Genomic DNA, 23,630 nt, shown 5'->3' on the forward strand with positions numbered 1-23,630 from the left:
ACCAATATGAAAAAAATACTCATCCCTATAGGAGCTTTATTTTTATGTGGCTCAACACATGCACAATTAAGCCCAACAGAGAATTATGTTTATTCAAAAACATATCTTGACTATGATGCAAATAATCAGTCTACTAAAACCTCTGAAACCGTTCAGTATTTCGATGGTTTAGGTAGACCTAAACAGACTGTCAATATCAAAGCATCTCCGCTGCAGAGAGACTTAGTCTCTCATATCACATATGATGGATTTGGGAGACAGGCTTTGGATTACCTCCCTGTTCCGCAAAATGGAACAGCTAATGGAGCTATCGTAACCAACCCTTTAGCTAATGCTCCTAATACACCTTATGGCTCAGAAAAAATCTATGCAGAGAAAGTCTTTGAAAACTCCCCTTTAGACAGGGTTTTAGAACAAAAACAGGTTGGTACAGCATGGAATGATAAGCCTGTAAAATTCAATTATGACGCCAATATTGCTGGGGAAGTAATGAAGTTTACCACTGCAACAACTTGGGAGAACAATGCAACTAAGTCAATTGCTTTTAATGGTGGAACTTATGGTACTGCTCAACTCTATAAAAATACGGTTACGGATGAAGATGGAAACAAAACCATTGAATTCAAAAACGGTCAAGGTCAGGTACTTCTTGTGAGAAAGGTACTGAGTGCTACTGAAAACGCAGATACTTACTATGTTTACAATGAGTACAATCAGCTTACATGTGTAGTTCCGCCAAAGGCTATAAGAGATTTGGAAGATCAAGGTTTTGCAGACGGTGAAGAAATGTATTCGGATGTTTTAAGTCATCTATGCTACGAGTACCGATATGACAGCCGAAACAGATTGGCAGAAAAAAAACTTCCTGGAAAAGGCTGGGAATATATGGTGTATGATAAAGCAGACCGATTGGTAGCAACACAAGATGCAGTTATGAGTCCATCACACAAATGGCTGTTCACTAAGTATGATAAGTTTGGCAGGGTTGTATATACGGGAATCTCGATTGATAATGGCGACAGAAATGCTGTGCAGACCTGGATTACGAATACCTACGGAATTAATACAGAAACGGCGGGAACATATACTCAAAGCGGTATGCAGATACCCTATGGTAATACTGCATATCCTCAAAATATAGAAAGTATACTCTCAGTTAATTATTATGATACCTATCCTCCATATACACCATCATTTACTCCTACAGTGACTAATCTACCATTGTTGACGGATGATTCAAGTTTAAATATCAGTACCAAAAGTTTACCAGTTGCATCTTATGTGAAAAACATTGAAGATGATGAGTGGACAAAGAATTACACTTGGTATGATATAAAAGGAAGAGCGATCGGAAGTCATTCTATCAATCATTTGGGAGGCTACACGAAAACGGAATCTGAGCTTGATTTTTCAGGAACTCCCAAGATGGCAGTAACCCGACATAAAAGACTGGATGGTGATACCGAAAGAGTGATTACAGAAAATTTCACTTACGATCATCAAAACAGATTATTAACCCATACCCATCAGGTTGATAATAATGCTGTGGAATATCTTACTCAGAATAAATACAATGAACTTTCTCAGTTAGAGTATAAAAAGGTTGGCGGAACAAGTTCAAACATACCTTTGCAGCAGGTAGATTATGCTTATAACATCAGAGGTTGGATGACGCAGATTAATAATCCGAATGACTTAAATAATGGAGACCTTTTCGGATATGCAATAAAATATACCAATCCAGAAAATACAAATCTTTCAACAGGTAGATTCAATGGTAATATTGCGGAGATTGACTGGAAAACATCAACAAATCCTAATGATAACAAACGTAGATATTCTTACACTTATGACGGACTAAACAGACTCCAACAAGGAATCTACTCAGAACCCGGATCATCACTTATCAGCAATGATTATTATAACGAGCAGCTTACCTATGACCTCAATGGAAATATTGCTACTTTAAAAAGATTTTCACAACCTTATTCAGGGACCATTGCCGAGAAAATTGATGATTTGATTTACAATTATACAGGCAACCGTTTGGATAAAATAACACTTCCTGCAGGTGTCGTGAATAACTATTCAGGGTACAATGCTTTACAGAATGTTATTACTTATGATTCCAATGGAAATATGATTAAGCATTTGGATAAAGGTATTCAGAAGATTACCTACAACTTTCTGAATTTACCCACCTATATTGGAGATGAAGCACTGCCATTCCCAAAAGGATCTGGGTATATATATAGAGCTGATGGTGCAAAATTAAAGAAAACATACTCCTACAAAAAGATTGGTGATTTTGGGACAATAAAATATAGCCAGAAAGTAACAGATTATCTCGATGGTTTTCAGTACTTACTAGAAGGGTTCTCGCTCACATGTATTGGATGTCCTGAACCTTCTCCAACTTTACAGTTTGTACCAACATCAGAAGGCTATTTTGATTATGTAAAAAATAAGTATATTTACAATTACAGCGATCATTTGGGAAATACAAGGTTAAGTTATTTTCACAATGGCAGCAGCATAGAAGTTCTTGAAGAAAACAATTATTATCCTTTTGGGTTGAAGCATGAAGGTTATAATGCTTTGGCGGGAAATACCAATTACAACTACAAGTACCAAGGACAAGAATTACAGGAGACTGGTTTTTACTCGTTTAAGTGGAGAAATTATATGCCCGATGTGGGAAGATTCTTTAATGTTGATCCGCTGTCAGAAAAGTATACATATCAGTCTCATTATAATTTTTCTGAAAATAAAGTTACGTCTCACAGAGAACTAGAAGGATTAGAAGCCGTTCCTGCCGATAATTTTAATAAGAATCAATCTACTTTGGTTGTCTTAGGTTTAGGAAGAGCCAATGGACCAAAGGGAGATGGTGTTGGTAGTGGAACAAATACATTATACTCTAACCTTCCCAAGGATCTTCAAACAGATGGAGCTTTGGCAAGTCTTCAAAACAATTTAAGTAGCAATATAGCCGTTGCAACTTATACAGGAACCGATAGTGGCTTAGCTGGTACTCATATGGCTGAAACTATAGGAAACTATAGAAGTGTAAATCCTGATGGTAAGGTAATAATGATAGGACACAGTTTAGGGGCTACAGACGTTCTTCAAGCTGCTAATTCTACCACAGAAAATATAAATTTAGTTCTAACAATGGAGCCTGTCTCTGTAAATGCAGGAGGTGGCGTTGCAACTAGCGGAAGTCCATATTCTAGAAGCTTAGGTGCAAATGTTCAGAATATTATTAGCTTAAGTGCTGATCCCAATATGTTTACTGGTGGTGGTGGTTCAAAGACTGTTAAAGGTCAAAACTCTATAAAGACAACAATGCCTGGAACAAAACACGATAATATTGATGATTCTATGGCTCCTTATTTAAAGCATTTAATTCAACGAACCGATCAAGGCGTTAATCCAGTAAAATGGTTTCAAAATGTTAATTGGAATAATTTTACACCTCAGTCAAATGTTCGAACAGGAAATCAAGAAAAGAAAGGAACTGGATCGGGTTCATAAATTAGTTGATATGAAAAAAAAATATACAATTATTATCGTAGCCCTATTGGTAGTAATAGGATTTTTAAGTATTAAAATTGCTTATAATTTTTCTCCTGCATATCCTTTATATGGATTGATTTTAGAAATATTTAAATCAGAATCTATAAGTTTTGATATTAGTAATTATCCTAATAATTTTTTTATTATATATATGGAGATATTATTATCAATAGTAATATTTATGTTTACAGTTTTTATTAAGAACTCTAAATATATTTTATATTCTTCAATACTTTTATTGATTGTTTGGCTTAAGAATATGATTTTATTTAAAGGAATTATCGAACAAGGTATATATTTAAGTTCCTCAATACTATTTTTAGTTAGTCTTGTAGTATTAAATATTTTGAACTTTTATTATAAGGGAAAATCTATTGAATAACTAAAGAATTTATAAAGACAAAAACCCTCGCAATTTTGCGAGGGTTTTTGTCTTTATAAAGCGGCTACATTTTTATTAAAGAAGTCTTTAAATTTTTTGGTGGTAAGCATTTTATCTACCATTTTAAAAATCATACTTCTGTCTTCTTCGTCCAATTGGTTTATTAAATGTAGCTTCTCAAAATCGGGTTTATCTTCGATAGTTACTTCTTCAGGAATAATATTTTCGTAGTTCAGAATTTGGTCTGTGGTAAGATTAAAAAATTTAGAAAGCTTTAGAAGTTCATTTACAGATAAATCTCTGTGACCGTTTTCCAGCTTATTGTAATTACTGTTGCCAATTTCTAAGTGTGCAGAAAGAAGTTTCTGCATCAATCCTTTATCTTCTCTTATTTTTTTGATGATTCTTCCTGTGTTCATAGCTGTGAATTTAACTACAATAAATAATTAAATATTGTAGTCAAATATAATTAAAAGTGCGTTAATAGAAAATACTTGCGAAAATGTAAAATTATATTATGCGAAAAAAGAAATTAATTTGTAGATTTGTGATTGAAAAAATCGCCCCGCTGCGCAAAGTCTCCCGACTTTGAGCTAATAATTCAAATCAAGTCTCACAAAATGTGAGGCTTTTGTATTAAAAAGCGTTCTATTTTTGAATATAGAAATATGACTTCCTATACAATAAAAACCTTCTTCATAACAAAAAAACCACACTTCAATATAAAAATCACACCCCCAAAACACCCAATTCCCTCATAGTTTTCATACCTTTACCCCGCTACGCAAAGTCTCCCGACTTTGAGCAGATAAAAATAACCCCACCGGAATTCGGTGGGGTTTGTTATTATAAAATACTTTGAATTTTTCTTTTTGCAATAAAAGCGTCAATAACAGAAAAAATATCATTGCGGTCTTCAGGTTCAAATTTTGAAACCTCTAAAATACGGCTACTTATATTTTTATCAATTTGCACATCTTCTTTACCTGTAAGATAACCCCACTACGCAAAGTCTCCCAACTTTGAGCTGGCTAAATAAACATAAAACCCACTGCAACGCAGTGGGTTTTATGTTATAATAACGTTCTGTTTTGTATACGGAAACAGAACTAAAGTGCAACAATATTTTTGATTTTAAAGCTTGAATAAATAATCCTCACCCCCGCACGAAAATATTTAATATAACTTAAAAGAATATTACAACATTTAGAAACTTAATAAAGTATTCCCGTATTGCTTGACTCAGTAATCAATTCAAAAAAATTATTGGACTTACCTCAAATCATTTCAAGAAATTAAAATAGAAATGTAAACCTTTAAACGAAGTGAAATTTTATATATCAATCCTATAAAATTACAATAGTTCTATTTTCTAAAAATGTTTTTTTACAATTGGAGACATAAAACAGTAAATATTACAAATAAAACAAAGAATAGTATAACAATGAAACATATTAATTGGCTCAAATTTGTACGATTATAAAGTATGAAAAAACTACTTGTCATATTTCTTTCCCTGTTTTATTTGGCATTGGCTTCAGGCTTTGCCCAATATGCACATTTGTGCAAAGGAATGGCAAGCAAAGTTTATAGTTTTTCCAATACACAGGACCAAAATCAGGACAAACCTTGTTCGCTTTGTTCAGCGAAAGATAAAGATTTAAAAGAAAAAAAGAAGAACTGTTGCAAGAATGAAGCAAAGCTTGTAAAAGTAAATGACAGCGTTAAAAAGCAGTTTAATTTTGATTTTTCGGTAAAATTTTGGGGTGATGCTATTCCGAACAAAATGTTGGGAGCGGTTTTTGACGTCGAATCCATCCTTTTAAAAACTGAAAAAAACACAACTTATTCTTCTTCGAAAGTCCCTATTCATGGCAATCCTCTTTACATTTTACATTGCGTTTATAGAATTTGATTTTAGACTAAAAATCTGATAAAGCAGTTTCGACTTCTCGATTCTGCCTACATTTTTATGTCTAATTTCTAAATTTTATATACAATGAAATTAAAACTCACTGCATCTGTAATTTTAGTATCGATTTGCTATTTAAATAGTTATAGTCAGATATTGAAACTAGAAGATGCCCTTTATCGTACCCAAAGTCAATACGATAAAATAAAAGCAAAGCAACAGTTAGTCGATGCTTCGGCTCAAAACACAGCTTTTCAAAAGCAACAATATTTACCTGATTTTACGCTTTCTGCACAGCAAAGTTTCGGAACCATCAATGTGCAGCACGGTCCGATGTACGCTTATGGTGGACTAAGTTCTGCTGCTACATCAATGCCTTTGGCAGAACAAAATTGGAATGCCGCTTTTGGTTCTCTTTATTTCGCAAATATCAACTGGAATGTATTTTCATTCGGAAGAATCAAAAATCAGGTAGAATTGGGAAGCAAAAAAGAATTAACTGCCAAAGCTGATTTGCAACAGGAAGTTTTCCAACAGCAAATAAAAGTAAGTGCAGCTTATCTCAATTTATTAGCAAGTCAGAGAATCAAATTCGTTCAGGAAAAAAATGCAGAACGGGCACAGGTTTTTTATGAAATGACTAATGCAAGAGCTAAAAGCGGATTGATTCCTGAGGTTGATGCGCAATTGGCAAAAGCTGAATGGTCTAATGCAAAATCGTTGCAGATAAAGACTTTTGATAAAGAATTAGAATGGTCAAAACAGCTCGCTGTGTTAATTAATGATGATTTTAAAATCTATCAACTGGATAGTTTGTACAGCACATCACTTCCAAATAATTTATTAGAAACAGCAGAAAATAATATTGAAAAGCATCCGTATTTGCAATGGCAACAAAGCAAAATCAATGAAAGCGAACAAAGCATTGAAGTCTTGAAAGCTCATAAAAAACCAAATGTATCAGCTTTTGGGGTTATTCAAGGGCGTGGTTCTGGTTTTGAAGCCAATTATGCACAAGATAACTCAGCTTATTCAGCTAACTATTTAAAAGGAGTAGGAGTTGATCGAGGCAATTACTTGTTGGGTCTTTCTCTAACCTGGAATGTTACCAGTCTTTTCCGTTTTAATACAAAAATAAAAGAACAGCAATACATAACAAAATCGCTGCAATATACTTTTGATGCACAACAAAAAGAGCTGAAGACCTTGTCTTATCAAGCTACTGAACAGCTAAAAAATGCCTACAATAATTTTGATGAAACTAAAATTCAGTTGAATGCAGCAGCTTTGGCTCACAAACAGCAAACTGCTTTGTATGAAAACGGATTGACTACATTGGTTGATTTTACACAAGCTTTATACAGTCTAAACAGAGCTGAAATTGATTACGAAATTGCCCAAAATAACATTTGGCAGGCTTTGTTGTTACTGGCTTCTGCACAGGGAGATATTCAAATATTAATACCATAACCTATTAAGAATTTTCAATATGAATATGATAAAATTTGCCCTGCAAAAACCAATCGCTATTATGGTTGTAGTGTTGGGATTATTCTTTTTTGGTTTAAAAGCGACCAAAGAAATCAAGGTAGATATTCTGCCCGAAATGGATTTGCCGGTGGTTTACATCGCCCATTCATTCAACGGTTATACGCCACAACAAATGGAAGGTTACTTTACCAAAATGTATGTTAACATGATGCTTTTTACCAATGGTATTAAAAGTATCGAATCTAAAAATACACAAGGTCTTACCTTAATGAAAGTTACCTTTTATGAAGGTACAGAAATGGGTGAAGCTATAGCAACGGTCAATGCTTTGTCAAACCGTTCGCAGGTATTTTTACCTCCTGGAGCGCCACCGCCGTTTATTATTCGTTTTGATGCATCTTCGCAACCGGTTGGTCAGTTGGTGTTTAGAAGTAATACCAAAACAAACAATCAGTTACAGGATATTGCCAATTTTAATGCTCGTCCTTTTTTAATTAAAATTCCCGGATTGACGACTGCACCGCCTTTTGGAGGAAGTCCGCGTACAATTGAGGTGAATATTGATCCGTATAAACTTCGCTCGCATAATTTATCTCCAGAGCAAATTGTAGAAGCAATCAACCGTAATAACATCACATCGCCTTCAGGAAATGTGTATATCGGAAATAAAAATTATTTAACACCAACCAATAATACGGTGAAAGAAGTGGCAGAGTTGGGTGATATTCCCATTTTTAAAGGTTCTGTAGACAATGTGTATATCCGTGATGTGGCGACAATAAAAGACGGCGCCGATATTGCGACGGGCTATGCTTTGGTCGATGGAAAACGTTCGGTATATATCAATATAGCAAAAGCAGGAAATGCTTCAACTTTGGATGTTGTGAATACTTTGAAAAAAGAATTGCCAAATATTCAGCGAAATATGCCCGATGATGTCACGATTTCTTATGAATTTGATCAGTCGGTTTATATCACGAATGCATTAAAAAGTTTGGTTGTTGAAGGTGTTTTAGGAGCCTTACTTACAGGATTGATGGTACTTTTATTTTTAAAAGACCGACGTGCTGCATTGATTGTGATTATGACGATTCCCATTTCAATTATATCAGGTGTACTGTTTTTGAAATTATTTGGTCAAACCATCAATATCATGTCGCTTTCAGGCCTGGCATTGGCTATCGGGATTTTGGTAGATGAAAGTACCGTAACGATTGAAAACATCCATCAGCATTTTGCAAAGGGTAAAACAAAAGCACAAGCGATTTGGGATGCATGTAAGGAAATTGCGTTTCCAAAATTATTGATTATGCTGTGTATTTTGGCGGTATTTGCCCCGGCATTTATGATGACAGGCATTCCGGGTTCTTTGTTTATGCCATTGGCAATGGCCATCGGTTTTTCTATGATTGTTTCATTTTTATTATCGCAAACATTTGTTCCGGTAATGGCAAACTGGTTGATGAAACATAACAAAGACCATTGCGAAAATCCGGCACATAAAGAAGATTGGTTTTCAAAATTCCGAAACCGTTTTGTGAACTTTTTAACAAAGCTTACCAAGCAAAAGAAAATCATTGTAAGCCTTATTTTATTAGTCGTTTTGGTTGGAGGTTTTGCACTGTATCACATCACAGGAAAAGATGTGTTGCCAACTTCCAATTCCCGTCAGTTTCAGGTACGGATAAAAGCAGCTGAAGGTACACGGATTGAAGTGACAGAAATGAAAGTGAAAGAATTTTTATCGCATCTGAAACACAATGTTGGTGAAGACAATATTGCTATTTCCTCGGTATTTATTGGTCAACATCCGTCAACATTTGCGGTAAGTCCTATTTATCTGTACAATGCAGGTCCGCACGAAGCTTTAATGCAAGTGGCTTTGAAGGTATTTAATGGCAATTCGGATGAATTGAAAGATAAGCTGAGAGCCTATTACAAAGAAAAAATGCCTGAACTGTCTATTTCTTTTGAACCGATAGAATTAACCGAGAAAATTCTAAGTCAGGGTACCAATACGCCAATTGAAATTCGGGTTTCGGGAATGATGAAAAAGATGAACCGAATGTATGCCAACAAACTATTGGCAAAATTGAAAGAGATTGATTATTTACGCGACCAGCAAATTCCTCAATCGCTGGATTATCCGGCGATGCAGATTAATATCGACCGTACCCGTGCTGCACAATTGGGATTAGATGTTCAGGATATTTCCAAATCATTGGTGGCGGCTACGGCTTCTACACGCTATACCAACAAAAACTTTTGGGTAGGCGGTATGATGGGAATTGCGTATGATGTACAGGTACAAACGCCACAAAATATTTTGAACAGTAAAGATGAACTGGCCAATTTACCGCTGAGAAAAAATTCAGACCGACCTGTTTTAGGCGATGTAGCCACCATTACTCCTACAAAAGAATTGGGCGAAAGTTACAATTTAGGAACAATGGGCTACACTACAGTGACGGCTAATTTGTATAAAAAAGATTTAGAACAAGCTTCTAAAGATGTACAAACTGCAATTGCGTCATTAGGCGAATTACCCAAAGGGATAAATATTGAAGTTGCAGGAATGACGCCTGTATTAAATGAAACGTTATCAAGCTTAGCGACAGGTTTGCTGATTGCTGTTTTCGTTATCTTTTTAATGCTCGCAGCCACTTTTCAATCGTTCCGTGTTTCCATTGTTATTTTATCAACGGTGCCCTTTGTTGTGGTTGGCGCTTTATTGATGCTTAATATGACAGGTTCTACTTTAAATCTTCAATCGTATATGGGACTCATCATGTCTGTAGGCGTATCAATTGCCAATGCTGTGTTGCTCATCAGTAATGCCGAAACATTAAGAAAATTAAACAATGATGCCGTTAATTCAGGAGTTGAAGCTGCCAAGTTGCGTATCCGTCCGATTATCATGACCACTTTGGCGATGATTGCAGGAATGTTGCCTATGGCAATTGGTTTTGGTGAAGGTGGCGATCAGATTGCACCATTAGGAAGAGCGGTGATTGGCGGATTGTTATTTTCTACTTTCTCGGTATTAATTATCCTTCCATTGGTATTCGGCTGGATGCAGAAAAAAGCAAGTATTATTTCTCCTTCCTTAGATCCTGAAGACGAAAACAGTATTCATTTTATCAACTCAAATCAATAAGAAAATGCAATTAAAAAATATAATTCCGTTTGCAGCCTTGATGCTTTTAGCAGCTTGCAATACTCCAGAAAATAAAGATCATAATAAACCCAAACCAGCGATGGAAGGAATGGGAATGATGAATATGATGGAAACGATTGAAATTTCAAAATCAAATCCATTAGTTCCTTTAAAATTAGCAGGTGAATTAAAACCTTATGAACAAACCGAATTGTTTGCAAAAGTAAACAGTTATGTGAAAAATATTAAAGTAGATATTGGCGATAAAGTTTCAAAAGGGCAAATTTTAATGATATTGGAAGCGCCAGAAATTGTTTCACAGATTGCGAAAGCAAAAGCAAAAGTACAGGCGCAGGAAGCCATTTATATTTCTACAAAATCAACTTACGACAGAATGTTGAAAGCCGATCAAACCAAAGGAGCGATGGCAAAAGACGCAATAGATCAGATCAAAGCGCGTAAACTTTCAGACGAATCTCAATTAGCTGCGGCTCGCTCAGCCTACAATGAAATTAGAAATATCAATGATTATTTAGTTATAAGAGCGCCTTTTAGCGGAACCATTACCCATAGAAGTGTCGACTTGGGAGCTTATGTGAGCCCGATGAGTAAAGAACCTCTTTTGGTGATTGAAAATAATCAAAAATTGCGATTGAATCTTTCAGTTCCTGAAGCGAATACGCCTTACATTAAAATAGGGGATACCATTCGGTTTTATGTACGTTCTCAGCCACAAATAAAACATATGGCATTAGTCAGCAGAAAATCTGGAAGTTTAGATGCTAAACTTCGTTCAGAGAAAATTGAAGCAGATTTTATCAACAAAAAAAATATTCTAAAACCTTATATGGTAGCAGAAACCAGCATTCCATTACAAAATACCGAGGCTACTTTTTTTGTTCCGAAAATGGCTATAGTAGAAAGTGGAATAGGAGTGTATGTAATCCAGATCGAAAATGGTAAAACTAAAAATACTTCTGTGAGTAAAGGCAGAATGATGGATGATAAAGTGGAAATTTTTGGTGACTTAGCCGAAGGTGATAAAATTTTAAAAATGGCTTCGGAAGAAATTGCAGAAGGAACAGCGATTCCAAACTCAACTAAAAAGAAATAATTTATTATGAAATTAATTATTAAAATAATAAGTATCGTAACATTGGCTGCGGTACTTTTAACAAGTTGCGAAAGCAAAAAGCCTGAAATACCAACCAAGGCAACAGAAAATAAAGAGGTTGTAAAAGAAATTGCTGAAAATAATAATCCTGAAAAAGGGAAAAATGTCCCCAACAATATGGTCTGCATGGTAAATGATGCCTACATGGGAAAAGAACAAATTGAAGTGTCGTTTGAAGGAAAAATGTACTATGGTTGTTGCAATATGTGCAAAGAAAAAATCCCGAAAGACAAAAGCGTGCGTTATGGAACCGACCCGCATTCATTGAAAAAAATCAGCAAAGCTGATGCTTATATTGTGGTTATAGGCAATAATAATGAAGTTGCTTATTTTGAAAATGAAGAAAACTATCAGAAGTTTTTAAAAGAAAGCACTTAAATTTTACAAGCCGTTTGAAGAATATACTTCAAGCGGCTTTTTTATATTTTTCAAAGGTCTCATAATCAGTAAATATCATAAAACGAACCAAGAATAATGCAATGATAAAACTTAGGAGTTGATGCAACTTTGTATGATTAAATAAGTACTAAAAAAATGGAAAATAATAATCAGAATTTAAAGTTTACAACAAATATCAATTGCAGTGGTTGTATATCAAAAGTAAGACCTCATCTAGATAATGCTGATGGCGTTTGTCACTGGGATGTAGATACAACAAGCAAAGAAAAAATACTTACTGTAGCATCAAAAGGAATTACAGCCGAAGAAATTGTAGAATTGGTAAAAAAAGCAGGGTTTAAGATAGAACTATTAAACCTGCAAAATTAAAAAACAGAGCATCTTTTATGAATGATTAAAGGATGTTTCAGCAAATATTTATTGTTAAATCGTTATTAAATAGAAGCCGACAGAGAAGGAAATAACTTCAAATGACGCTTTTTTGATTTTAACAGAGTTTTACCTTCAAATCCTTTTATAGATGATTAGTTTTTGAGACAAATTAAACAAGAATTACACCGTTCTGTTTTATCACGAATTTCTAATAAATGTGTACTAAATTAAAATATGATAAACTTTAATATACAATAAACGAAATTGGCATAGTTTATCTTTAGTTAGTTTTATTTTTCCTGTTCCAAAAACAAATAGGTGTCGAAATATTTAGAAAGTATTTCATAATTATTAAAATGAAATATTAATCTCTTAAAAAATAGAAATTGATTTGACTTTGGTAATCCAAATTAAAATTATTCTGGCATTTTTTATTCTCATGGGTATAATCATTAAATTTTTTACCATGTGAACTACTTTAAGCCAAGAGCAATCTAGTTTTAAATAAACCATATTCTCTATTCAAGTTAGATGAATACTGAGGAAACTATATATCAATGTGTTTTTAATGTTTGAAATTTCCAATTCATATAAAAAAAAGTGTCCTGGCTTTAGTATTATATAAAAAACTCTTATCTTTTATAGAGTATAGCTCTTTGATCGCATAGAGTTACTTATTTATTCTCTTAATTATGAAATAAACTTAAAAGAATGAATTATCCCTCAAAATCGCCACAGTCATGTTCTTTGAAAAGAGGCAAAGCTTTTTTGATTGTAAAATATTTTGATATTCTTTTGTTTTTTAATTCTAACTTTTCACCTTCTATAATCAACTCGTAAACCGGAGCTTTATCTATTTTAGCTAAAGTATAAGTTCGCTCTGATGTTTTTATAATGGTTTTGTTTCCTTCATTAGAGAATGACAAATTATTGATTTCAAATGTGTCATTTTCATCACAGATATTCGTCCATATTATTTTACTTTTTGTTATGGATAAGCTTGCTAAATCGCATGAATAACAGTTCCCAGAGAATTCGATACCATATTTTTCATACACATTGTTGCTTTTGCTATCCAATACATCAATAGGAATTAAGTCTGAAAAATCACTCGGTAACTCTGAATCTGCTGTGATATTCTTTTCCGAAGCAGATATAGTGATTGTGTCTGCTTTTGTTCTTAAAGAATCTGTTTTATCTACTTTTTTATCTGTAGAAGGTGAACAAGAAGCTAACAAAGCTATCACAACTGAACAACTGATTATTACATTTTTCATACTCGTAAAATAATTTTAAAAATACCAAATTTATCATTTGTAAAATTCTCTAAAATACAGCATTTAAAATATCCCTGTTTTCAGCCATTTATTCCTTATATGAAGCGGTTTTGTTGGTCGCTACTGTGAATACCGATACCTTTGGCTGAAAATATAGAAAATGAAAATCTCTTATCAGTTTATTATATCATCAATGATGGTCGTCTTTGTGGGATGCAATCCGGAAGATAAAACATCAGAAACTACCAAACCCGAAGCGAAGGTTACACAGAAAATAATTACCCTTGCAGATTTTAAAAAGATAAAAGGAGTAGATAATGTGCAGGACGTTCCGTTCCAATTATTTACCAAGCTAGATTCTGTGCAGTTTTTTGTAGCTCCGGATAAAGATGCAGCTCACCTGAAAAAAGCTAATCATAAACTCGATAATTTTTATGGTTTTGAGGAGTTTGATGATTTCTATTCCATTCATTACAGTATTGATAATAATATTTCGAACAGTATTGAAGCTTTTGTTTTGAAGTCTGAGTTCACAGCGGCATTTGATTTAACATTAAAAGGAGCGAATCTTTATGAAATCAGAAGCAGTACATTTAAAAAATCAGACGATTTTAATAATAAATCTTTTGAAAAGTTTGGTACTATTGCCGAGATTTCAGAACAGGAATTTAAAACAGCATCAAAAAACCGAATCGGTGAAGCATTGGTAAAAAATCCGAATATAACGCTGAAAGATAATAATTGGATATATAATGAAAACGGTAAAAAAATAATCATTACCCAACGTGAAGATATATCTACTGAAACTGGGCCACTTGCTAATGAATATGTAGGACAATCACCTTTCTTAAACCTGGAGGTTTTCAAAGAAAATACTGATGAAGCCGTAGATTCTTTCTATTCTTTTTACAATATAAAAAATGCACCCATGTTTGAATTGGGTACACAGGGTTATCCACAGATTTTGCCCACTAAGAGCTGGGTCACCTACATCTCATCCAATAATGATGTGGGGAGTAATTTTGTGATCACCCAATATTTACCACAAACCAAAAGACAGGAGAACCTTTTGTATGCAAATTTCACCAACTTCAAAATTGCTGATGAGAAAAAGGCATTTTGGACAGCGAACGATACTTTTTATGCAGAAATTTATCCACTTAATTCAGCTTCATCAAAAGGTAAAAAACAGAAAGCTGCTTATATCAAAATTTAATTAAAAGCTAATCTGTTTTAAATCCAAAATGCGTTTGAAATAAAACAAAAACCCCTGAAATCAGCCAGTGTTTATCGAGGTAAAGTCTAATATCTTTGCTTCAATTATTTAAAGATAAACAATGAAAAAAATAAGTTTAACAATCCTTTTTTCTTTATTAAGTCTAATGACTTTCGCACAATCGTTAAAAGTAATTATTAAACAAGACGGAAAAGTAATTAAACCAGTAAACGATGTTTATGTACTGAAAAAATCGACTTTTCTATTTGAAATCACGTCCAACAATCTGGATGGATTTTTAATTGGAGCGACTACGAATAAAGATATTTACACATCCGCTTTAGATATTTACAATCCCGATGTACCGTGGTTCCAGAATACCGGAATGGCTGAAGAATTATTTAACAAAGACAAAGAATTGTTTTTAATGGATCAGGCGCCATCTTATTGGTACTACAATGATGCAAAAGATCATAGATTTGATCAAAATCCTAAAGGAAATTCCAAACAATGGACTGCAACACGTACCATTACAAGGTTTTATGATATTATGGTTGATCAGGCAATAGATTTAAAAGATTTTAATGGAAATGCTTATATATTGATGTATGAGCCAACATATAACGATGAATATGATCTGATAGGAAAGAAAAACCTATTTCAGGCAGAGTTGAAATTCGAAGATTAATGATTACACACCCAATTATTTGATTATATAAAAAAGGTCTGCTTACATGATGAAAGCAGACCTTTTTGTTAGGCGAATATTTTTATTCGATGATCAAACCGTATTCTATCGCTAATTTTATCGCTGAGCTAAGATTAGAAGTTTGAAATTTTTCAATAAGATTTTTCCGGTGACTTTCTACGGTGTGCGGACTGATAAAAAGCTTTTCTGCCATTTGATTGGTCGTAAGTCCTTTTGCTGCTTCTGCTAAAATTTCCTTTTCTCTTCGGGTTAATTTAGGAACCTGATTGAGTCCATCTGCTGTTTTTTTTTCCAATACTAACTTGGTTTGAGAGCATAAAAACCTTTCGCCGGAATATACAGTAGTAATACCTTCCAGAATTTCGGAAACTGAAGCGTTTTTTTGAATGTATCCCAAAGCGCCTTCAGCCAAAGTACTATTAATTACAGGCAGTTCGTTGTGAACGCTGAGCATAATAATCTGTAGGTTTTTATACTTTTTCTTTAAAGGTTTTATTAGCTCAATGCTATTGGTGTCTACCAGATTGATGTCAAGCAACAAAATATCGACAGCTTGTTTTGCCAGTCCTGCATTCATTTCCGAAACACTTTTAAAACAATCTACTACATCTATCGTATTGCTGTTTTCTAAAATATTTTTCAGACCTTCTAAGAGAAGAGGGTGATCATCTGTTATCGCTACTTTTATCATGATTGAATAATCGGAATTTGAAGTTCTACACTGGTACCAATATTGATTTCAGATCTGATGTTCATTGTACCTTTTAAAAACTGAACTCTAGATTCTATATTATGAATACCCGCTGTTTTTTTTAGGTTTAAGCTTTTTAGGTCAAAACCTTGGCCGTTGTCTTCTACAGTAAGGTTTAATACATTTTCTTCTTCGCTTATCTGAATAATAATTTCTGAAGTTTGGGCATGTTTTATCGCGTTGTTGACGAGCTCCTGAATGATTCTGTATACGATCAGTTGCTTTTCTTCTGATAGAGAATTGCTGTAATTGATAAATTCGGTATGGATTTCTAATGCGGTATTTGACATGCGTGAAGCAAACTCCTGAACACCCACTTTCAGACCATATTTCATTAGAAGATCAGGCATCAGATTGTGTGCTACACGTCTCAGTTCGTCTACAGCGCCATCAATTTGGCTGATTGATTTTGAAATTCCTTCTTCTATATTTTCAGATTGATGAGGATTTAAATAAGATAATTGAAGTTTGGTTCCCGAAAGCAAACCGCCCAATCCGTCATGAAGATCGCGGGCTAAACGACCACGTTCCTGTTCCTGACCTTCAAGCAACGCAGTAAGTGTAGAAATTTTTGAATTTTGTTTTTCTTTTTCCATGGCTAAAGCATGCAGTTCGTCTCTTTGCTTCATCGATTTTGCACGTTGTTTATAGGCATAAAGCAACAAAATGATTAAAGCTATTGAGATGATAATAAAAACAATAGAGTAGGTGTTGATCTTTTCTTTGAAGGTCAAAAGCTTTTTATAATTGCTAATATCATTGTTCTTTTGTTCGGTTTCTAGCTTTGATAAACGAAGCTGTTGCGCTCTTTTTTCAGATTCGAGTTCTGAAAATTTCAACCGTTCCCGCTGATTTTCTTCCACCAGTTTTAAGTTGCTGTAAACCTGTTCACGCTTTGCCCGCAGAATGTTGATCAACTTTATTTCCTGTGCTTTTTTATCACTTTCCAGCTGCAGCTTTATATACTTCTGCTCTTGTCGTTCTTTATCAAACTGAGATTCTAATCTTTTGGTAATATCCAGTTTTTCCTGATCGTAAACACTTTTATATTTGTCAACATAACTTTTATAATACGTAAGTGCTTCTTTATAATTGCCCTGCTCTTCGCTGATTCTGGACAAAGATTCAAGAATAGACAATTCTATATTATGATCTCTGACCGGGCTTTTCCCAATTTCCATAGAAGCTTTTAGAAAATAAGATTTAGCTAAGTCATAGTTTTTATCCTGTAGGGCCAGTTCTGCCAGAATCCCAAATGAAGAAGCGATATGAATGGGATCTCCTATTTCCAGACTCACGCTGTTGGCTAACCTGGCATATTGCATTGCCTTCTCCCTATCAAAACCAGTATACAGATTGGCTAAATTGATCGTAGCATAAGAAAGACTGCTTCTGTTGAGCATAGCGTCTTTATTTTTGTTGAAAGTCGTGATCGCCTGCAGATAATACTGCTCTGTTTTATTTCTAAACTCTGTGTTCGATGGAGTTTGGGTGTATTTTTGTTCGTATACGTATCCCATTCGCATATAGGCATCGAAGATAAGATTAGGATCATTTTGTTTGGATGCCAACAGGAGAAATTGTTTGCTGTATTTCTCTTCCAGTTGGTATTCATTGAGGTTGGAATAAATAGCAGACAGCTCTTTGGCTGTATTGCCAAATCTTCCGTACAGCGTGGAAGTCGTTGGCGAATTTTCGTAATATTCGATCGCTTTTAGATAAGCAGCAACGGCATCAGTCGTTTTATTATTGCGTACCAAAATCCAGCCTTTAGCATATTGCAGATAGCCTTTGGCCTCGTTGCTGTTCGTTTTTAAACTATACCCTTTTGCCATGTCCAGGCTTTTTTGGGATTCTGCTCCTTTATTATCAAGCCGATAATTCATGGCTTGTACAGCGTACAAAATGGTGGCGTATTTCCCGTCAGCCTGTTTTGTGGCGATGGAGATGTTGGTTTCTAAAACCTGATAAGATTTAGACTTAAGGTTATGAAAAAATAAGGCTGTAGCGTATTTGGGAGCCAGGTTCAGCTGCTCAGCCGTATTGTTTGAAGCATGATTATATTCCTTTTCTAATTTGCTTAAAACATCTTGTGCCTGAACAAAAAACGGACAAATAAGTGCAATAAATATAAACAATAACCTGTGCATCAAACCCTTATCTTTATTAAGTTGTATTATAGTAAAGAATGTAAATATAAGTAAATACCTGCTAATTGATTTTGAAGCCATTTTCTTCAGCGAAAGCTCTCCACTTCTGAAGTTTTTTTTCATTTTTAAATGCAGGATCTTCACCGTAGTAGTACACCAAACGCTGAGTAGCATATTCGTAGGCATTGTAAGCATTAGCCTGTTCGTAGTACTTAATAGCCTTCTTTACATCGGCTTTTACCCCCATGCCATGTTCATAGATAATACCGTAATAGATCCCCGAATAAGACTGATCATAGTCTTTCTTTAAATACATCAAAAGATTGTTATAGTCTCTTAACTGGTAATAGATTTCTGAAATTTTATCGTAGTTATAGTAGTATTTTTTCTCGGCTTTTTGATAAAAATCCAAAGCTTTATCATAATCCTGTATGACATGCTCTCCAAAATAGTACAAATCACCTAAATTGGCAAGTGCCATTCCCTCACCAAGCTCAGCGCCTTTTCCGTACGCCTGAATCGCTTTTTTGATATTAAAAGCATATCCGGTCCCGTTGTGATACAAAGCCCCTATATTGTTCCAGGCTACAGGATGATTTTGCTGTGCCGCTTTTTCGTAATATGCAATCCCTTTTTGTGGATTAAATAATGATTCTATTTCAGGATCGGTGAGTAATATCCCCATTTCTACCCAGCTGTCTATATCGTTTTTCTGAGCAGATAGTTCAAACAAGCGAAGCGCTTCACGGTAGTTTTGATTTTCTTTTGCATCAAAAGCCATTTTTTTAATGATTTCAACATCCATGAACTGTTCAAAGTTACTACCGGCCTGGTTTTTCCAAAGGTTATAAAAGGAAGTAAAATATTCCAAGTCTTTTCCCCGGAATGAATACCGATCCAGATAAATAGGTCCATACTCAGCTGCCTCTACTATCTGAATGCTTCTGTCTTCATTTATTCTAAACATATTGGCCCCTTTATATAGAAATAGCAACCCTTCTTCCGTTCTATAATTCAAAGGATTAGAAATATAGTCATACAATTCAGCCGACAAATCATTTTCGAAATCAAACAATTGATACCCTTCATTTTTTTGGACAGATAAAAATCCGTTTTGCAAATAATGAATCTGTTTAATTTCTGATTGAGGAGCGATTAACCAATTCTCATTGTCTGCATCGAAAAGTCCTAATCCGGTTTGGGTTTCCAGGATAAAAGCATTGTTTTTATATCCAATACTTGATTCTGCTTTTACTTTAATAATATATTCAGTGTCTAACAAAAACCTATGTTTTAAAGCATGATAGATCTTCCAGTTTTTATCTGTACGAACAGCCAGTGCTTCAAAATGATCTATTAAAATCAATTGATCTGCTTCATCTATTATAAGGCCGCCCTTTTCATCAATCAATCTGCCTTTTTTGTCAAATTTGTTCGGTTTAATCCAGAAACAGGTATTCGTTTTTAAGATACTGCCTTCTAAAAAATCACCCAAATAGCGTCCTTCTTTTGTATAATATCTGCGTTTGCTGGTTCCCTTTTGTTTGGTAAAAAACAACTCTGGGAAATAGTCATATTCATAAGGAGTTTCGCTTTCAACAGGAATAATGATATTATTTTCATCGCCATACACTCCAAATTTTCCTTCTTTTTCCACCCCTAAAAATCCATACGCTACTCTTTCGATTGCATCATAATCAGCAGGAACCAGCCAGATTTTTGAATAGATTTTTAAAACCCCCGATTTCCCGTTCACTTTTACTTCGCCCAAAGGTTCCAGTGCAAAATCGAACACATCAAAAGCTTCTTCATACATTGGAGGAACCAATTCTTTCCCGTCACTTTGCAGGTACCCGAACAGTCCTTCTTTTTGGATCACCGATACCCCGTAATGATAGTCTGCTTCAAAAATTTCATCATAAATAGCCGGAGCCAAAATGACACCTTTTGCATCCTTCAGACCGAATTTTCCATTTTCTTCAAATACAGAAGAGGCTACTTTCTTATAAGCAAGCTCCTCAAAATATCCCAGTCCGTAATTGATCCAATCGGTTTGTAAAATATCGAGAAATGAAGAATAACCTGTACGCGAAAACAAGGAATCTAATAATGAAAGATTCTGAGTTTCCACAGCCTTTTTATACAGCTTGCTCTTCTGTTGAATTTCCACCAGCCATTCCTTTGCCTGTACTTTATGCTTTTCTTCATTCATATTGAATACATCTGTGGCATTCATCACGAAGGAATCATAAGGCAATGCCTCCAGGAACTCAAACATTTTGTTGACGGGTTCGTAGTAGGCTTTTTTATAATGCAGTTGGTAAGTATCAGCCAGTAAATTGAAAAAATAACGCAGGTGGACAATTCCTTGTTCTTTATTAGAGAAAAATTCAACACCTTCCACTTTGATATCTTCTGCGATGAGAGGATACAGCAATAATGGAATCTCATAGTTCCATTCGCCCAAATAGGTATCAAAAGATTGATCTGTTTTCTGATCGTAATTGTATAGATAAATACGGTGTGCCATTAGATATACGATGTGTGGTTTTTAACAGTTATAATACGCTTCAGGGATTCCCACTGATTTTTTCGTCATTCGCTCCAATTGCTTAGCAAACTGGTCGAAGAAATAGGTGTCCTCTATGAAAACATACAGATCGTCTTCTGTTTTAAGATGAACCATAAAATCTGCATATCCGGATCCTTTTGCGGGAAGGACATTCTGAAGTGTAAAATATGTAATTTTTTCAAGGTCTAAAATCAATGCAGTATCTGTTCCCGCAAATCCAATTTTATTATTAACACTGTCGAGCCAGATACCGCTTTTTTCTTGCAGCAGTTCTTTTACTTTAAGTGGAATATGTTTAACTCCATCATTATCAATATATTTAACGCTTAACTCTAATTTATTGGTGAATGATAGTAATTCGGAGACTTCCATCACTTCTTCATATTCATTATTTTCTAAAAAATACTTGTATTGTCTTTTGTTATAAAAATGAAGCGATGTACTTCCATCATCATACCCATAGTCATTATCATAAGTATAGCAAATAGAAGCACTTATACCATCCACCAAAGCAAATTGCAGGTAACATTGGTCGTCTCTTTCATAACCGTACTGATTAATATCAATATCGTCATCAATCCAGAGTTCGCGTAGTTTTTTGTAGCTTTTATCGGTATTGGTTTCATCGTACAGATTTACGAAAAACTCTTGTACAGGGCGATTAATACTGATATTGTCTGTATATATTTCCAATTGATCAATAAGAATACTTTCTATTCTAACCGGATATTTGAATCTTAAATATTTAGCCCCGAAGTCGGTAAAATAAGCTTCTACACAACCCCATGCTTCCAATTGTTCATAGGTAGTATCCCAGGACATCATCTGCTTGGGTTCAGTATATACTTCGTAGCCCAAATCACCATCATCATAATATTCCTTCAAAACTTGATAATTCTGAGGCATTTTTTTTGCCCAAATTTTTACTTTCTCATCTTCTTTTCTTGCTTTACATACGGCAAAAAAAGTTTCGTTATCAAAATGAAAACGATCCGACAGTTTGTGATACACTTCTTCAAAACCATGTAGTTCAGTAGAGATATAGTGTTGATGACCTGCAAAAACAAATAGAAAGGGTACATCTCCTAAAACCTGTACATAAGCATATTTTATTGCATTAATGGTTGCATTTTCAATGTTTCCATGATCTTTATAAAAAAGTGTATCTCCGTCTATCCAGGTTTCTTTATTATCCATTTTCTTTTTCTCTTATATGTTTTGCAAAGTTGAATTTTCTATCAGATTATGTGTATTCTAAACAAATAACTGCCTTTTTAAGCTCTTTGTCATAAAATAAAAACACTTGGTCTGCCGAATTTTGTTGAAAATCATAGCCTTCCAAACATGCAATATAATCCATTAGGGTTCCGTCTGCTTTAAAGGGTTTTTCAATGAGGTTTTCACCTCCGAAATTGCATTCTTCTAAGGGGAGCGCATTGGTATTAAGTTCTTCAAAAATACCGAAAATCTTATTTTGCAAACGTTTCTCCGCATATTCTGAGTAACCATCTTTCTCCAGATCTTCAAACGTAAGCTTTCGTAAACGCTCTAAACGGCGAATGTCATAAACCTCTAAACCCGGCCGATTGAAATCTCTATCATAAAGCTTGTTGTGTTTTTGGTAATATTCCTTTTTTAATTGATACATTGCATCATTCATATTGTATTCAATCTCTGCATCTGAATAATTCTTACCATAATCTTCCGGGAAAATCTCGGTATGTGCTGAAAAATAATTCCAATCTGCATCAAATTTGTATTTGCCGTCAATAACATCAAAGCCAAACATATCGGCTTTGGTAAATTGTGTGTGATATTCCGACTTGTTCTCCCCAACACAGCCTTCATAAATTTCCTTTACAGAAACAATATGCAACCATTGATCTTCTGATGGATCAATCATCTTTAAATTAATTGAGCAAATCGGAAGAAAATATTTTTTATGATTTTCAATGTCATCATAAAATACGTCTTCGTAAGCGGGGAATATTCTTATTAAATCTGTCATTCTATTTTCTTATTAATTTTAGCTTTTCTCCTTCTTTTGAAAGGGTAAAAGACATGACTTTTGATGGTTTGAATATTTGTGTAGGCGCGTCACAAAATTCAGATTTTCTAATACTATCGACTTCCATTTTTATCTGGTTGGCTTCCGTAAAATAATATCTGCCATGTACCTCTGTGAAGCAATCGTTTCCACATTGCCATGCGTCATAACTTTTGAATTTTTCTTCATCCAAAAAATTTACAGCATGAAAGTTGAAAATAATTGCAGTGTCTATTCTCTTGGATAGATCATAGGTTTTCTCGCCATCCGGGGTCATAAGTCTGTCACTATCAACAATCCAGTTGGTATTTTTCAGATAATTCTGGAAATTTGTTTTTTTTCTTTCCGGATTTCTACAACTGAAGAGGATAATCAACAGGCCACTCAAAAATGGGAAGGCAAAATTCTTTTTCATCATTGTGCTTTTTTATAAGTATTGAGC

At 34.4% G+C, this 23,630-nt stretch carries 18 protein-coding genes; 10 read left to right on the forward strand and 8 right to left on the reverse strand.

Features of this window, described 5'->3' with window-relative positions; genetic code table 11:
* Positions 1-6: 6 nt before the first annotated feature.
* The gene (locus FDY99_RS18015; RefSeq protein ID WP_139423146.1) at positions 7-3,537 is read left to right on the forward strand and encodes a DUF6443 domain-containing protein; all 3,531 of its coding nucleotides are present in this window, start codon (positions 7-9) and stop codon (positions 3,535-3,537) included.
* A gap of 10 nt (positions 3,538-3,547) precedes the next feature.
* Complete coding sequence (locus FDY99_RS18020) at positions 3,548-3,961, forward strand: hypothetical protein (protein WP_139423147.1); 414 nt, start codon at positions 3,548-3,550, stop codon at positions 3,959-3,961.
* Between the two features lie 53 nt (positions 3,962-4,014).
* On the opposite strand, the gene FDY99_RS18025 is transcribed toward FDY99_RS18020, so the two are convergent.
* Positions 4,015-4,380 (reverse strand): helix-turn-helix domain-containing protein, encoded by a 366-nt coding sequence (locus FDY99_RS18025; protein ID WP_139423148.1) that lies wholly within the window; start codon positions 4,378-4,380, stop codon positions 4,015-4,017.
* 1,067 nt (positions 4,381-5,447) lie between these two features.
* Between FDY99_RS18025 and FDY99_RS18035 the strand changes: the two genes are divergently transcribed.
* From FDY99_RS18035 to FDY99_RS18060, 6 genes are all read left to right on the forward strand, one after another.
* Complete coding sequence (locus FDY99_RS18035; RefSeq protein ID WP_139423149.1) at positions 5,448-5,876, forward strand: HYC_CC_PP family protein; 429 nt, start codon at positions 5,448-5,450, stop codon at positions 5,874-5,876.
* Positions 5,877-5,960: 84 nt separating this feature from the next.
* The gene (locus FDY99_RS18040) at positions 5,961-7,343 is read left to right on the forward strand and encodes a TolC family protein (RefSeq protein WP_139423150.1); all 1,383 of its coding nucleotides are present in this window, start codon (positions 5,961-5,963) and stop codon (positions 7,341-7,343) included.
* Between the two features lie 19 nt (positions 7,344-7,362).
* Positions 7,363-10,521: an efflux RND transporter permease subunit gene (locus FDY99_RS18045; protein WP_139423151.1), complete on the forward strand. Its 3,159-nt coding sequence runs from the start codon at positions 7,363-7,365 to the stop codon at positions 10,519-10,521.
* 4 nt (positions 10,522-10,525) lie between these two features.
* Positions 10,526-11,635 (forward strand): efflux RND transporter periplasmic adaptor subunit, encoded by a 1,110-nt coding sequence (locus FDY99_RS18050; protein WP_139423152.1) that lies wholly within the window; start codon positions 10,526-10,528, stop codon positions 11,633-11,635.
* 6 nt (positions 11,636-11,641) lie between these two features.
* Positions 11,642-12,073: a hypothetical protein gene (locus tag FDY99_RS18055; protein ID WP_185148741.1), complete on the forward strand. Its 432-nt coding sequence runs from the start codon at positions 11,642-11,644 to the stop codon at positions 12,071-12,073.
* A 156-nt stretch (positions 12,074-12,229) separates the two neighbouring features.
* Positions 12,230-12,463 (forward strand): heavy-metal-associated domain-containing protein, encoded by a 234-nt coding sequence (locus FDY99_RS18060; protein ID WP_139423154.1) that lies wholly within the window; start codon positions 12,230-12,232, stop codon positions 12,461-12,463.
* A gap of 719 nt (positions 12,464-13,182) precedes the next feature.
* On the opposite strand, the gene FDY99_RS18065 is transcribed toward FDY99_RS18060, so the two are convergent.
* Positions 13,183-13,743: a hypothetical protein gene (locus FDY99_RS18065; protein ID WP_139423155.1), complete on the reverse strand. Its 561-nt coding sequence runs from the start codon at positions 13,741-13,743 to the stop codon at positions 13,183-13,185.
* 160 nt (positions 13,744-13,903) lie between these two features.
* Between FDY99_RS18065 and FDY99_RS18070 the strand changes: the two genes are divergently transcribed.
* Complete coding sequence (locus FDY99_RS18070; RefSeq protein ID WP_139423156.1) at positions 13,904-14,959, forward strand: resolvase; 1,056 nt, start codon at positions 13,904-13,906, stop codon at positions 14,957-14,959.
* 121 nt (positions 14,960-15,080) lie between these two features.
* A complete protein-coding gene (locus FDY99_RS18075; RefSeq protein ID WP_139423157.1) occupies positions 15,081-15,647 on the forward strand; it encodes a hypothetical protein in 567 nt (188 codons plus the stop codon).
* 82 nt (positions 15,648-15,729) lie between these two features.
* Here FDY99_RS18075 and FDY99_RS18080 read toward each other — a convergent pair whose 3' ends face one another.
* From FDY99_RS18080 to FDY99_RS18105, 6 genes are all read right to left on the reverse strand, one after another.
* Positions 15,730-16,359 carry a response regulator transcription factor gene (locus tag FDY99_RS18080; protein WP_139423158.1) on the reverse strand — a complete coding sequence of 210 codons (630 nt, stop codon included), beginning with the start codon at positions 16,357-16,359 and terminating at the stop codon, positions 15,730-15,732.
* Positions 16,356-18,569: a tetratricopeptide repeat-containing sensor histidine kinase gene (locus FDY99_RS18085; protein ID WP_139423850.1), complete on the reverse strand. Its 2,214-nt coding sequence runs from the start codon at positions 18,567-18,569 to the stop codon at positions 16,356-16,358. The genes FDY99_RS18080 and FDY99_RS18085 overlap by 4 nt, the downstream gene beginning before the upstream one ends.
* Positions 18,570-18,630: 61 nt before the next feature.
* Positions 18,631-21,099, reverse strand: coding sequence for a tetratricopeptide repeat protein (locus FDY99_RS18090; protein WP_139423159.1), 2,469 nt, complete (start codon positions 21,097-21,099; stop codon positions 18,631-18,633).
* A gap of 21 nt (positions 21,100-21,120) precedes the next feature.
* Positions 21,121-22,338 carry a hypothetical protein gene (locus tag FDY99_RS18095; RefSeq protein WP_139423160.1) on the reverse strand — a complete coding sequence of 406 codons (1,218 nt, stop codon included), beginning with the start codon at positions 22,336-22,338 and terminating at the stop codon, positions 21,121-21,123.
* A 46-nt stretch (positions 22,339-22,384) separates the two neighbouring features.
* Positions 22,385-23,149, reverse strand: coding sequence for a hypothetical protein (locus FDY99_RS18100; RefSeq protein WP_139423161.1), 765 nt, complete (start codon positions 23,147-23,149; stop codon positions 22,385-22,387).
* Position 23,150: 1 nt separating this feature from the next.
* The gene (locus tag FDY99_RS18105; protein WP_228448836.1) at positions 23,151-23,603 is read right to left on the reverse strand and encodes a hypothetical protein; all 453 of its coding nucleotides are present in this window, start codon (positions 23,601-23,603) and stop codon (positions 23,151-23,153) included.
* Positions 23,604-23,630 lie beyond the last annotated feature (27 nt).

The organism is Chryseobacterium mulctrae, assembly GCF_006175945.1.
In the GTDB taxonomy this organism is placed as follows: domain Bacteria; phylum Bacteroidota; class Bacteroidia; order Flavobacteriales; family Weeksellaceae; genus Chryseobacterium; species Chryseobacterium mulctrae.